The organism is Portibacter marinus (assembly GCF_021533195.1).
GTDB classification, from domain to species: Bacteria; Bacteroidota; Bacteroidia; order Chitinophagales; family Saprospiraceae; genus Portibacter; species Portibacter marinus.
Genome location: NZ_JAJNKB010000002.1, coordinates 349,506 through 363,538 on the forward strand (window position 1 = coordinate 349,506; position 14,033 = coordinate 363,538).

Genomic DNA, 14,033 nt, shown 5'->3' on the forward strand with positions numbered 1-14,033 from the left:
CAGAAATAGCGTAATTAGACATCAAAAATGACCCAGCCACTATCAGGATCATTTCCTTTTTTTGACAATCCAGCTAGAATTTTCCATTCATGATTCGCATTGATTCCCCGATAGGTTCCGGGAACATTGGGGGGAATAAGAAATTCCGCATCCCATTCATATTCTCCATGAGCTTCCAAACGAAAGTTTTGATCTATGACCAACTCCTCTTTATAAGATGTGGCATATGCTGTTTTAGTGCTTCCACCAGATTTCCCAACTCGATGACCTGATCCATGAACATGACTCCGATCTCGATATCTGACCATCTCTTCTGCATGCAGCTTTACGTAAAGTTTGTCGACTAAAATACCATGTTCCTTTATTTGACAAAGGATTTTCAGTCTAACCAAACCTTCTGTATGTACAGCGGAATTATCTATGGCTAAATGTAACTCAGCTCCGGTACCCGTAATGTAGTCCTTGAATTTTTTTAGTTTGTCGAAAAATCCCATATTAGCAATAATGAAGGCCTAAAAATAAGTACTTTAGGATATACTGTGGCAAATTCATAGATTAAATCAATAAATCTTATTTGGATGACCAATCAAAACCCTGCTCATTTATATATCCATCACATTGTTAAACTGTGCCAAGACCATCACAAAAAATCGATTGATTTGCTCACCGAGGGAATCAGCATGAAAGAATTTATGGAAATCTATGCGAAAGAAATAGAGGAAGGATTTAAAAATAAGAAACTGGCCACGGCAAAAGAGATATCTAACTATTACCCACCATTGTTAGGAAAGTCTGACCTTGAGATTTTTAATTCACAACTGAGCAAAGCGTCATTTCTGGATATTGCAGCGTGCATTCATGGCTTTGAAGCATTTAGCAAAATACAAGATGTGAAGATTGACGGTGAATTTGAAAAAAGTGTTAATGCATTGCTAGCCGGGGATTATGACTTTTTAAGAGGAATAGTAAACATGAAACCCCAGTTAGTCCATCAACGTTCTAACTTTGGTCACGGCGCATATTTGTTGCATTATGGTGCCTCTAATGCTGTAGAACTTTATCGTCAAGTGGTACCTTTAAATTTGGGATCAATGATAGAACTTTTACTAGGTGCAGGTGCGGAAAAAGATAGTGAAATTGAAGTCTACGGAGGATCTTATACTTTTCTGGATTTGTTTAATTCCAGCGCCCATCCTAGAGCTGCCGGTATAATGAATGAGGTGAATGCACTCTTTTCGTAATGATCTAACGTTCTAAGATGTTGATAATCTCCCTGGCCTGTACAGTCTTCTCTTCATCGGGTGAAAATTCAATGTATTTTTCAAAATTTTCGATCGCCTCAGATGCTTTACCCACTTTTGCATTGAACATTCCCAGATACCAATACACCTCTTCTCTATATCTGAAATCCTCCTGGTTAATTTTTTCAAGGATTGACACAGCAGATTCAAATTGACCTGTGGCGCCCAATGAATTAGCGTAGAAAAATTGAAGAGAGGGATTCACCTCGATTTCCGGACTTTGCTCAAACAATTCAGCTGCCAGTGCATATTCACCACTCTCATAAGCCGTAAAAGCTCTCGTTTGAAGCTCTTCCCTTGAGTTTCGTAATACAGGGCTGTAGTCGTTGGCAGGAACCTGAAAGTAATTGGCATACATCCCTTCAATATCTGAAGGTTGTACTAATTTTAAGACTAAAATAATGGATACGATGCTTGCCACCATTAGAATAGCTAAGTAGATATATGATCTCCGCCTCCTTCTTCTTCGATGAATTTTCGACCACTCTTTAACTTTAGTTTGAAGTCTTTGACGTTCATCTTCCCTCACTACTTTTTGAAGATCAACGTACATCTCTACCTCCTCCTGGAAATCTTCGTCCGTATTGAGTATTTCATGAAAAACGACTTTTTCTTCCTCACTGAGTTTTTGATTAACATATTGATCTATTAAATAATCTTTATCCATGGCGACCTTTATTTATGAGTTCGCGTAAATTCTTGATACATCTGGACTTCGTGCTTTTTACACTGTTGGCATCCTTATAGTTCCCTAGACTGACAATTTCATTGATGGTCAATCCTTCATAATAGAATAATTTCAAGACTTTTTTACATGATGGCTGTAGTGCAGAAAAATATTGATGCAATAATTTTTGTCGATCGGTAAGTACACCATTCTGTTCTTCAATACCGTCTTCTGATTTCAGAATTTCCGCACTACGAATCTTTTTTTTTCTTAGCAAATCAATGGCTTTGTGTTTACCAATACCCCACAAATAGGCTTTTATTCCCACATCCATATTAGTAAACTTTTTTTGTATTATGTTTTGATACATGGCTATTAAGCTATCATGGAAAAGATCTTCTCTTTCAGGTTTTGTGAATCCATACTTTCTAAAAAACTTCATAAATGAAATTGAAAAGGAAAAATACAGTTCTTGTAAGGCCTCTTCGTCCTGACGCTCTAATCTTTTGATATAATCTAGATCCTTTTTATTCATCTTATCGAAGTCATTGCAAAAGGTTAACATCATTTTGCTCCAAAAAACTAAAATATGGATTAACCTAGAAAAATCTAAAATATCGTGTTAACCTTTTTGTTTTGATCCGATATCCTAATAAAACAATACTATGAGCAAATTAAAAGCAATTGAAACGATCAAGATTTTACGATTCTTTATTTTACTCATGTTTGCATTGGGTGTAACTCAATGTGGATTGCCGGATTTAGGTTCTGATCCTACACTATCAGTGAGTGTGCCTGGTGATCAGATGGTCAATTTTGGAGAAGAAGTAAACCTGGAGGCGTTCGCAAATCATTCTTCCGGAGGTAATGTAACGCTTTTGTGGGAACTAATCAGTAAACCAAGTGAATCGGACATTACTCTACAAAATGCAAATACTAACACTATCTCCTTTAAACCGGATGTTTTAGGAGAATATGTTCTACGGTTTACCGCCAACAGCGATGATGGTTTGTCAGCATTTGAAGAAGTATTACTGACGGTTATTAAAGCCCCTGTAGTGCTGACGTCAATAGATTCAGAAACTGTAATTGCGAATATCTATGATGATCCAGCGGATCCCGATTATATTGTAAAAGGAAATGTCACATTTAGTGCTAACGTCACTATTGAAGAAGATGTTTTCGTCATTTTTGAAGAAAATACCGGTCTTTCAGTGAGCTCCAGTGGATCACTAAAAGCCATCGGAACTCCTGATAAGCCAATCCTTTTTTCTGGCATTCAGAAAACGAAAGGTTTTTGGAAAGGGCTTAATTTCGAATCTCGTAGTCCCTTAAATGAATTAAGATTTACCACTATTGAATATGGAGGTAGTGGAGGCTTTGATGGTGCAAATGAGAAAGCCAATATAACTTTAAATGATGGGATCTTAAAGTTGAGTGATGTTCATTCCGTGAATGGTGAAGGAATGGGACTTCTAACGAGAGCGAAAGAAGACCTACTTCCTGATTTTAGAAACAATGTTTTTTCAGGTAACTCATCTGCCCTTCATGTTAATAAAACTCAATTTCATTTCCTTGATGCCAGTTCAGATTATTCAGGTAATAACGAAGACTTTGTTACTTCATGGGGTTCAAATGCACTCATTGAAAATGTAACATGGAAAGCCCTAAATGTGCCTTATCGTCTGCGGCCAGGTAGAGAGAATATAGAAAGTGACTTGATCATTGAAAAGGGCGCCAGATTTATAGGTCAAGATGGTAGTGGCCTACATATTCGAGATAATGGATCTGTAAAGGCAGTGGGAACAAGTAATGAGCCCATTATATTCGAAGGACAAGAAAATACAGCAGGTTATTGGCTGGGGATAGAAATAGAATCTAATACAGATCGAAATGAGTTGAGATACGTCACGATTAAGGACGGAGGAAAAGGAGGTTTCGATGGGGCTAATCTCAAAGCCAATTTAATACTGGATCAAAATGCAAGATTAAAGATGACAAATTGTATACTTTCTAATAGCTTAGATAGAGGCTTGATAGTTAGAGAGCTTAATGCTGTTCTGTCTGAATTTTCAGATAATCGAATTACAGCAAACGCCATACCTGTACAATGTTTGGTTAACCATTTTCATTATTTTGATGGTAGTTCGGATCTGACGGGAAATGCCGAAGATGTGATAATCACAACTTGGGCAAATAGTCCCACGGCACAGAATGTGACCTGGAAGAAAATGACGGTTCCCTATAAAATAACCAAAACAGATTTCATAGGTAGCGATATCACTATAGAACCAGGTGCTGAATTTGTGTTTACAGACGGTAGCGGACTGGAAGTCTATAAAGAAGGAAGTCTAAACGCACAAGGAAGCTTAAATGATCCCATCATTTTCAGAGGGAGCGAAGACGTACACGGATATTGGATTGGTTTAAAGATTTTCTCAAAAAGTGACCATAATATGCTTACATATGTGAACATCCAAAACGGGGGATCCAAAGATCAATCATTTGGTGAAAAAGCAAATTTGATCATATGGAGGGATGCAAGAGTTACAATCTCTAGTAGTTCGCTCTCCAAAAGTGGAGGATATGGTATTAGTGTGGGTAAGGAAGGCGTACTAAATGCGGCTGATATCACTTACGTTGACAATCTAGCTGGAGAAATATTCTATGAGTAGAACTGAACATTCGATACATTTTGAATCCATGAATAATAGAGGTACATTTAGTATCTCTATTATTTTATGAAAATTGGCCTTAGACTCCATATTGTTTTCTTTCTTTTCGCAATAAATCATTTGCTTTTAGCACAGGAACAAGTATTCATAACTGTATCTGACTCTATACTCATATTTGATAGCCCGTCGAAGGCGCTTTCGTCTCTACATAATGAGTTGGAACAGCATTCAATCGAAACCATTGACTTAAAAAGAAAATATTTACAAGCTTTTAAGACATATCAAAATACTTTCGACGATCAAGATTTTAAGCTACTTCATAGAGCTTTAAGTCAGCTCATTGAATCTGAAAGCATAAGCATTGATAGCAAATTATCTTACTTACATTACTTTATATCAAATTTATCTAGAACGGCTTTAAGAACCGAAGACCGGATTGAATACTGTAATTGGGCATTAGAAAAAACGAATCAGCAAACCTCACTAGATACTTTTTTTAAATTTAATTTCCTGCTTCATCGTGGCCGATCGTATTGCAATAATGCCCAATACGAAGAAGCTCTAAAAGATTTGGAAATGGCAGAGGCATTATCTAAGGACTATAGATATTTTGATGAAAATATTAATTTGAGGATTTACTATTTTTTAGGTGTGGTCCATAAGGGCCTTCATCCAGGTCAGGTCGGGAAAGGATATGAATATTTTCAAAAGGCTGAAGAAGAATTAAATCATTTAGTTCATCCCGATACCTCAATTATCGCTCAGCTATATGGAATGCTTAGTGATATAGCGTGGCAAGTCAGAGATTTAGACCGTGGTATGAAATATGTTCAGAAGTATAAACATCTCAATGAGGCTTTTGAAAAAAGGAATTCTATTGATCCTGAGCAAGTAATGCAAACACGTTACCACCTTTTATATAAAGAGGTCCAATTTTTACGAGAGGACCAGTATGAAGATGCCATTGAAATAGTAAAGGAGGCGGAGCTATACTATGAGGAGTTCTCAGAAAATGATGAGATTAAACTTAGAATGGCTTCGATTTATAATTTGACGGGTGAAAAATTCATCAGAACTCTTCCAGCCAGGTCAATTCCATACTATCAAAAAGCCATATCCGTTTTAAACAATCCTAGTTCTTCATATCACTTACAATATTTATTTAATTTAGGTAAAGCGAGTGTTTATTCAGGCCAGGAAGAAGAAGCTCTACTCTATATAAATGAATTAATTGAAAAAGGAAGTGAAGTGGATGACAACCGACTTCCTTTTTTTCTATTTCTAAAATCGTTAGCCTATATTAGGTTAAATGATTTTGATTCGGCGTTATCGATCACCAAGGAGGTCATCAAAGACCTTGACCCTAAAAATGAAATCGATCTGGTCTTACATAAAGGTCTAAGTGATTTTCAACCTTCCAGTGCACCTATTGTAAATATCAATCTTCTTTCGAGAATGGCCATGGAATTTTACAATGGCTTTAAAAACAACGAGTCAGCATTGTCAATAGCCAATGCACTGTATCAACTGGGAATTCATGAGTACAGTCGATCCATTAAAGCAGCGAAGGTTACACCCTATACTAAAACCATGTATGAACAATTAGTCGGTGGCATTCTAAGTACTAAAGCACAATTGAAAGAAGGTGACTTGAAAATCGAAGATCTTATAGCCTTTTCGGAAAATACGAATCATAAATATCTTTGGACCAATCACAAGCTCAATCACAGTCAGGAGACGTTTTTTGACAAAAAATTAGTTGCCAGGGAATCAAGTCTGAGAGAGGAATTGCTTGAGTTGAAGCAAAAGATTTTATCGGATTCAAGTCAATTGGTTCATTCCGATATTTTCGAAATAGAAATGGAAATTGAAAAAATTGAAAGGCAAAAAAGAAATTCCAATTCATCTTACTATTTATTTGAAGAAGCAGAATTTTCAATGGATGATTTGACCAGTAGACTTAAACATCAGGATCAAATTTTCAAATATGAAAATATCCTGGATTCCACTTATCTTTTCATCATTTCTAAGGACTACCGAAAGGTAATCTCGCTGGCTGCCAAAGACAGCCTGGAATTGCAAGTGGCTGGCTTTTTGCAATTATTAAATGATCCTCATTCTGATTTGCCAGATCTAAAATCACAGAGTACAGATCTATGTAACTTGCTTTTTCCTGAATGGCCAGTAACGAAAAAATTGTTGATCAAAGCGGATGGCATTTTGCAGTTTTTACCTTTTGAAGTTTTGATGAAAAATGGAGACTATCTTTTAGCTCATTACGACATTAGCTATTTAAGTGCATTGGCATTTTACGAGACCATGAGTAATTCGAAAGAGGTTGCAAATGCATTGTTCGTTGCACCCAGTTATTCGAAATCAGTTTCTAATGAGCAGGAGGCCTTAAGGCAAAAAGCTTATGATCTTTCAGGAGCTAAAAATGAAGTAGATAGGATAGGAAAATTGATTAAAGGTCGGGTACTGAAAGGAAAAGAGGCCAGCAAGTCCTCTTTTATGGAAGTAGCTGATAACTTTGATCTGCTACATTTTTCCATGCATTCTAATTTAAATGACTATGATCCTGAATTGATTAATCTTGTATTTCATGGCGCAGACGAGGACAATAGGCTTTACCTCAACGAGCTCTATGGGATGAGATTACAAGCTAAAATGGCAGTGCTTTCGGCGTGTAATACAGGAGTCGGTAAAGTTGAATTAGGTGAAGGACTAGTATCACTGGACCGTGCATTTGCATTTGCTGGAGTCCCTAGTGTGGTTGCAACACTTTGGCCTGCTCCTGATCAATCGACAAGTGATATCATGTTTCATTTCTACCAAAAACTGAAAGAAGGTAACAGCAAGTCAGCAGCATTAAGTGCATCAAAGTTTCATCATTTGCAGATGCAAGCAGGAACTGCTTTTGAGCACCCCTTCTATTGGGCTGGAGTAGTTCTTTATGGTGATACTTCATCCTTGATCTTTGGTGAAAAGCAAAACCTCTCCCTGACCAGTGTATTTATTTTCGGTTCATTACTTCTTTTAGGGTTATTGTTCCTTTTCAGGAACAAAATCCTAAGCTAAATAGCATGATCAAGCAGTAGATTCATATTAATATGATTAGAAAAAAAATTTTGCAGCATGAAAAGTGAGAAGAAAATTGAAGTTGAAAAACTAGACTTACCTTTTATTGATCCTGACGAAAAGATGGAGTTTATAAAAGTGGATTGTCCCTCCTGCTCAGCGAAGGTCCAGGCAGAAAACATTGACCTTCAATCCCGGATAGGTAAGTGTGTTCAATGTAATGCTTTGTTTTCTGTCGATAAAGATTTAATGCATTTACAGACAAATGTGAAGGAGCGGGAAAAGGTCAAAAGGCCTGAAGGAGTCGAAATATTCTATTTTAAAGATGAAATGGAAATAGAAACCATCCAGCCACTACCGGTGCTTCAAATTATCAATCTATCCCTTACTCCTTTCATGCTTATTTTTTCACTGCTTCTTTACTTCTTGAAAGATGTGGAAAACGCAATCTATGTTGCTGTTTTTTCAGCTGTATTAGTGGCCATAGGAATGTATGTGGTATTAAGACGGAAGCATCATAAAATTTACATTAATGTTAATGAGCATGAAGTATCCATTCAAAGACGACCGAGACATATGGTAAAAGATATGAAATTTGATCGGAATGAAATTGAACAAGTTTATGTCAAACAAACCACTGATGGAATGGCGCTATGTTTTATAGTCAATGGTCAGGATGGTCAGAAGCATCATCAGGTGCTCACCAGAATCAGGGATATCAGTCACGCGAAATATATGGAGCAGGAAATCGAACGCTACCTAGGCATCAGAGACAAGGTGGTACATGGAGAGTTATAGACGATTAGGCCTGTAAACTCAAATCCGCAAATGCGATAGCCGTGATGGCCTCTACGACCACTGGCGCCCTTAATGCAATACAGACATCATGTCTACCCACAATGACCAAATCCTCCACTTCACCAGACTCAAGATTGACGGTTTTTTGCGCTTTATGAATAGAAGAGGTAGGTTTTATGGCTACTCGGAAATAGAAATCATTTCCATTGGTGATCCCGCCATTGATCCCAGCAGCATTGTTGGTTTCAGTGGTTCCGGTCTCATCAATGAAATTATCATTGTGCTCAATACCCGTCATTTTTGCTGCCGCAAAGCCAGAACCAAATTCTACCCCTTTAGTGGCAGGAATTGCAAATACCAGGTGGGCCACAATAGATTCCACAGAGTCGAAAAAGGGTTCACCCAGACCGATAGGAATATTGCTGGCAGTGGATTGAATAATACCACCAATTGAATTTTGTTCCTGAATGGCTTGGTCAATGGCTTGGTCGATATCTGAAAGCCCACCTGCTTCGATGAGCTCCGCATGATATTTAATTTCTGGCGTAATCTTCTTTGCAATAACACCAGCTGCAACCAGTCCCAGTGTCAATCGGCCAGAAAAATGTCCGCCCCCTCGATAATCTTGAAAACCCTTGAATTTTTTATGAGCCACAAAATCGGAATGACCGGGGCGTGGTTGTTTCACTAGATTAGAGTAGTCTTTTGATCGTGTATTTTGATTTTCAAAAAAAATCATCAGGGGAGCGCCTGTCGTATGACCATTAAAAACACCACTTTTAAGATGCGGCATATCTTTTTCTACTCTTGGAGTGGTTCCTTTCGCTCCTGCTTGTCTGCGCTTAAGGTCAGGTAAAAAGTCTTCCACGCTGATGGGGATTCCAGGTGGCACTCCGTCCAATAAAATACCACATCCTTCTCCATGAGATTCACCAAAAATTTCTAATCTAAATATTCTTCCGAAACTGTTCATCTTTAACTTTGAATTCTAGAATCAATAAATTGTAAGATCTTAATTATGTCAATGGGTGAAAATTTTTATTTCACTAAAGCCCACAGAGCAAACTACACCAATTCTCCCCTCAATTTTATCGTCTTGCGCACATTCTCATACAATGCCTCCGCTTCACGATAACTCAACGTCTGTTGGCCATCAGAAAAAGCTTTTTCCGGACTTTCATGTACTTCTACTATGAGTGCATCCGCTCCTGCCATGACCGATGCAAGCGCAATCTGAGGTACAAAGCGCCGTACTCCGATCCCGTGCGAAGGATCAGCCACTACAGGCAAATGCGTTTTCTCTTTCAACATTGCAATTGCGTTAAGGTCCATCGTATTTCTATAAGCACCCTCATAAGTCCTAATTCCTCTTTCACAAAGCATAATTCGTTCGTTGCCATTTGAAAAAATATACTCAGCAGCTTGTAATAGCTCATTCATCGTTCCACTTATTCCTCTTTTAAGTAAAATTGGTTTATCCACTTTACCCAATTCATCAAGAAGATTAAAATTTTGTGAATTACGCGCACCAACCTGAAAAATATCAATGTAATCATGCATTGGCTCAATTTGTGAAACCTGCATGACTTCTGTCACAATTTTGATTCCATGTTCCCGACAGGTTTGGTACCACAATTTGAGTCCCTCAATACCTAAACCCCGAAAACTGTATGGTGAACTCCTTGGCTTATACACGCCACCTCGCATAATTTTAATTCCATTATTGACCAGGTGTTTTACTGTTGATTCTATTTGCTCTTCTGATTCAATGGAACACGGGCCTGCCATCATCTGGAAGTGACCATCCCCAATAAACAAGTCTTCACCAATCTTCACTTTTGTTTCACCTACTTTCCACTTCGCCGAAACTAATTTATAGGCGTCAGACACTCTGTGAATATCCTTAATACCTTCCATTGACCCAATTCGACGAATATCAAACTGTTTTTTCCCAATGGCGATAATGTATTTACCAAACTGCGTCTCAATATCAGTCCCTTCATATCCAATAGCCTGAACTTCAGATTTTATTCGATCCAGTTGAGCTTCTTCACAATCTGCTGCAATTTGTATAATCATGATCTTATGCTTTTAATAAATTCTTCAACTTTACTTTCAATGCTTCCTTCCTGACTTATGGCTTTGATAAATGCGCTGCCAATGATGGCACCATTTGCCCTCCGGCATGCCTGTTCGAATGTTTCTTTACTGGAGATACCAAAACCTATCATCTTCGGTTTTTTGAGTCCCATAGATTCAATTCTTCCGAAATAATCTAATTGAGCTTTACTAATTCCAGATTTAGCCCCTGTTATTGCATTGCTGGAAACTTGGTACAAAAATGGATGACTAAGCCGATCTGCCTCTTTTATTCTGGCTTCGCCACTCTGTGGACTAATCAGAAAGCTCATCCCCAGGTTGTAATCATCAAAGATAGCCTTGTGCTCCTCTTCATAAACATCCATGGGCAAGTCTGGTATGATTAGTGAATCAATACCCGCATCAATACATGCTTTACAAAATTTTTCCAGCCCATACTGCATCAATTGGTTCAAATAGCCCATATAGACAAAAGGCATGCTTACTTCTTTTCTGGCTTCCTTGATCTGAGCAAATAGCGTATTTAAATTCATGCCATTTGAAATAGCCTTTTGGCTACTTTGCTGAATGGTCGTTCCATCTGCTAAAGGATCAGAGTAAGGCATGCCGATTTCTACAAAATCTACTCCATTGGCTTCCAAAGCCTTTAATATAGGCACCGTATCGTTTAAGTTTGGAAATCCAGCCGTCATGTAGATGCTCAATAGCTTATCGCCCGAATGAAAAAGTTCTTCAAATTTACTTTGCATAATCATCCATATATTTCATGAAGGTATCCAGATCCTTGTCACCTCTTCCCGAGAGATTCAAAACTACGATGTCCTCTTTACCAAAGTCGTATTTCTCCAAAATGGTAAGGGCATGAGCTGATTCAAGAGCAGGGATTATGCCTTCGGTTCGGCTTAGCATAAATGAGGCATCTAATGATTCTCGATCTGTAACAGGAAATGAACGCGCCCTTCCGGTCTTAATCAGATGAGCATGCAATGGACCAATCCCAGGATAATCCAGCCCTGCTGAAATCGAATGTGGCTCAACGATCTGACCATCCTCCGTTTGCATCAACAGTGTACGACTTCCATGTATGATCCCTTCTGTACCCAAAACCGAGGTAGCTGCTGACTTATCAGTATCAATTCCATGACCGGCTGCTTCTGCCATAAATAATTGCACCCTTTGATCATCTAAATAATGATAGAAAGTTCCCGCTGCATTGCTGCCTCCTCCGACACAGGCCAACAAGTAATCAGGGTAATCCCGACCAATTTGCTCTTGAAGTTGTTTTTTAATTTCTTCAGAAATGACCGCTTGAAAACGAGCAACCATGTCAGGGTAGGGATGGGGGCCTACTACAGAACCAATGATATAAAAAGTATCCTCCGGATTTCCGATCCAGTCTCTGATGGCCTCATTAGTGGCATCTTTAAGCGTCTTACTTCCAGATGTTGCAGGTCTCACTTCTGCTCCCAACATTTTCATTCTTGCAACATTGGGAGCCTGTCTGGCAATGTCTACCTCACCCATGTAAACAATACACTGAAGTCCTTTCAATGCACAAACCGTTGCTGTTGCCACGCCATGTTGGCCAGCCCCTGTTTCGGCTATAATACGCTTCTTACCCATCCTCTCAGCTAGTAATATTTGGCCGATGGTATTGTTGACTTTGTGTGCTCCCGTATGGTTCAGATCCTCTCGCTTTAAGTAAATCTGAGTTTTATATTTTTCTGATAATTTTTTAGCAAAATACAATGGAGTAGGACGACCGACATAATGCTTAAGCAAGTCATCAAATTCTTTTTTGAATTCCTTTGTAGATGAAATTTGCAGGTACTTCTGCCTGAGTTCTTCCACATTTGGGAAAAGCATTTCAGGTATAAATGCACCTCCAAAATCACCATAAAAACCTTTTTCGTTTACTGCGTACTGCATTTGAGATAGCTTGTAAATGTTTTAATTTTATCAATGTTCTTAAGCCCGGGCTCGATTTCAAACCCACTGTTGATATCGATACCCACAAATTTAGGATGGGCAAATGCCAGTATTTTATCCACATCGTCCGGACCTATACCCCCACTTATTAGAAAGGGCGTTTCATATTTATAATCTTTGAGTATATTCCAATTGTATTGAATGCCATTACCCCCTCTCTCGGCACCTTTCGCATCAAATAAAAGGTAATCGCAATTTTGGTAAGCGATGGTAGTGTCGAACGAAAAAACGGTATCAACATTGAATGCTTTAATGACCTTGGCTAGCTTCATCATTTCGGCACAATATTTAGGATCCTCATCTCCATGAAGTTGTACGTAGTCGAGGTTATACGTTATTACCGTATTTTTTGCAAAATCAAGATCTGCATTGACAAAAACACCGACTTTTTTTACATCTCGAGGTACTGCTCCTAGTATCAGGTCTCTTTTTTCTATGTCAATGTATCTTTTAGATTGATCATAAAATATGAAACCCATCATACGTATGCCGGCATCGTACAATTGGAGAATATTCTCCTGGTTTCGCATTCCACATACCTTTATTTTCATCTTTTGTAACTGCTTAAAAATTTGTAGTCAACCGCTCGCATTATCACTTGTAATTTATGATTTATAACTTTCTACATCAGAATATCTTGTAGATCTCAATTCCTTTACAAACTTCCTGCAACTAGCACCAGGATCACCACTCGCCATGAAATACTCTCCAATTAAAAATCCATCATAACCACAATCTTGTAACTCTTTTACAACATTGGCATCGTTAATCCCGCTTTCACTTATTTTCACAGCGTCGAGCGGTAATTGATCATATATCTCCTTTGAATAATTGTAATCTGTCTGAAATGTTTTCAAATTGCGATTGTTAACCCCTATTAATTCTATTCCTTCTACATATTTCTTTATCTCGTCCGCATCGTGTACTTCAAATAAAATTTCCAGGCCCAGGGTCTTGGCGAGGGCAACATATTGTTTAATCTCATTTTCACTTAAGATGCTGGCAATCAGCAAGATCGCATCAGCACCAATGGATTTCGCCTCAATAATCTGATAGTCGCTAACTATAAATTCCTTTCTGAGAATAGGACAATAGTTGTAATTTCTTATCGTTTTCAAATCCTCATTTGATCCCCCAAAAAATTCTTTATCCGTCAACACTGAAATTGCGGATGCGCCTGCTTGCATATAACTAATGCTGACTTTTTCAGGAGAGGCATAAAGATTAATGGGTCCTTTAGAGGGCGATTTTCTCTTAAACTCAGCAATAATTCCCGATTTGTCATCCCGACAAACATATTCTTTCATAGACACACAGGGAGAATCAAAGTAGATGCTCTGTTCCAATAACTTGATAGGATATAGCGATTGATCTCGTTCTACCTGTTCCTTTTTTGCTTTAACAATTTTATCCAGTATGCTCATA

Annotated in this window: 13 protein-coding genes; 4 read left to right on the top strand and 9 right to left on the bottom strand. The window is 38.2% G+C overall.

Annotated elements, in window-relative coordinates:
* Window positions 1-14: 14 nt before the first annotated feature.
* A complete protein-coding gene (locus tag L2567_RS05595; RefSeq protein ID WP_235296765.1) occupies window positions 15-494 on the bottom strand; it encodes a hypothetical protein in 480 nt (159 codons plus the stop codon).
* Window positions 495-578: 84 nt separating this feature from the next.
* Here L2567_RS05595 and L2567_RS05600 point away from each other — a divergent pair, with 84 nt between their 5' ends.
* Entirely contained in the window at window positions 579-1,241 is a 663-nt protein-coding gene (locus tag L2567_RS05600) for a hypothetical protein (RefSeq protein WP_235296766.1), read from the top strand.
* A gap of 4 nt (window positions 1,242-1,245) precedes the next feature.
* Here the strand turns inward: L2567_RS05600 and L2567_RS05605 are convergent, their stop codons facing one another.
* Together L2567_RS05605 and L2567_RS05610 are read right to left on the bottom strand one after the other, a co-directional pair.
* Window positions 1,246-1,968, bottom strand: a complete 723-nt coding sequence (locus L2567_RS05605; protein ID WP_235296767.1) for a tetratricopeptide repeat protein — start codon at window positions 1,966-1,968, stop codon at window positions 1,246-1,248.
* Window positions 1,961-2,503, bottom strand: a complete 543-nt coding sequence (locus L2567_RS05610; protein WP_235296768.1) for an RNA polymerase sigma factor — start codon at window positions 2,501-2,503, stop codon at window positions 1,961-1,963. The genes L2567_RS05605 and L2567_RS05610 overlap by 8 nt, the downstream gene beginning before the upstream one ends.
* 130 nt (window positions 2,504-2,633) lie before the next feature.
* On the opposite strand from L2567_RS05610, the gene L2567_RS05615 reads away from it, so the two are divergent.
* The 3 genes from L2567_RS05615 (at window position 2,634) to L2567_RS05625 (ending at window position 8,519) form a co-directional block, all read left to right on the top strand.
* Window positions 2,634-4,643, top strand: a complete 2,010-nt coding sequence (locus L2567_RS05615; RefSeq protein WP_235296769.1) for a PKD domain-containing protein — start codon at window positions 2,634-2,636, stop codon at window positions 4,641-4,643.
* Between the two features lie 576 nt (window positions 4,644-5,219).
* On the top strand, window positions 5,220-7,721 hold the full coding sequence (locus tag L2567_RS05620) for a CHAT domain-containing protein (RefSeq protein ID WP_235296770.1): 2,502 nt from the start codon (window positions 5,220-5,222) through the stop codon (window positions 7,719-7,721).
* Window positions 7,722-7,778: 57 nt separating this feature from the next.
* Complete coding sequence (locus L2567_RS05625) at window positions 7,779-8,519, top strand: hypothetical protein (RefSeq protein ID WP_235296771.1); 741 nt, start codon at window positions 7,779-7,781, stop codon at window positions 8,517-8,519.
* A gap of 4 nt (window positions 8,520-8,523) precedes the next feature.
* Here the strand turns inward: L2567_RS05625 and L2567_RS05630 are convergent, their stop codons facing one another.
* From L2567_RS05630 to trpC, 6 genes are all read right to left on the bottom strand, one after another.
* Window positions 8,524-9,492 (bottom strand): chorismate synthase, encoded by a 969-nt coding sequence (locus L2567_RS05630; protein WP_235296772.1) that lies wholly within the window; start codon window positions 9,490-9,492, stop codon window positions 8,524-8,526.
* Window positions 9,493-9,584: 92 nt separating this feature from the next.
* On the bottom strand, window positions 9,585-10,598 hold the full coding sequence (gene aroF, locus L2567_RS05635) for a 3-deoxy-7-phosphoheptulonate synthase (RefSeq protein WP_235296773.1): 1,014 nt from the start codon (window positions 10,596-10,598) through the stop codon (window positions 9,585-9,587).
* Window positions 10,595-11,368 carry a tryptophan synthase subunit alpha gene (trpA, locus tag L2567_RS05640; protein ID WP_235296774.1) on the bottom strand — a complete coding sequence of 258 codons (774 nt, stop codon included), beginning with the start codon at window positions 11,366-11,368 and terminating at the stop codon, window positions 10,595-10,597. The genes aroF and trpA overlap by 4 nt, the downstream gene beginning before the upstream one ends.
* On the bottom strand, window positions 11,358-12,548 hold the full coding sequence (trpB, locus tag L2567_RS05645; RefSeq protein ID WP_235296775.1) for a tryptophan synthase subunit beta: 1,191 nt from the start codon (window positions 12,546-12,548) through the stop codon (window positions 11,358-11,360). Before trpB ends, trpA begins: the two co-directional genes overlap by 11 nt.
* Window positions 12,533-13,159 carry a phosphoribosylanthranilate isomerase gene (locus L2567_RS05650; RefSeq protein ID WP_235296776.1) on the bottom strand — a complete coding sequence of 209 codons (627 nt, stop codon included), beginning with the start codon at window positions 13,157-13,159 and terminating at the stop codon, window positions 12,533-12,535. The genes trpB and L2567_RS05650 overlap by 16 nt, the downstream gene beginning before the upstream one ends.
* Before the next feature lie 54 nt (window positions 13,160-13,213).
* On the bottom strand, window positions 13,214-14,032 hold the full coding sequence (trpC, locus tag L2567_RS05655; protein WP_235296777.1) for an indole-3-glycerol phosphate synthase TrpC: 819 nt from the start codon (window positions 14,030-14,032) through the stop codon (window positions 13,214-13,216).
* Between the last annotated feature and the right edge of the window lies 1 nt (window position 14,033).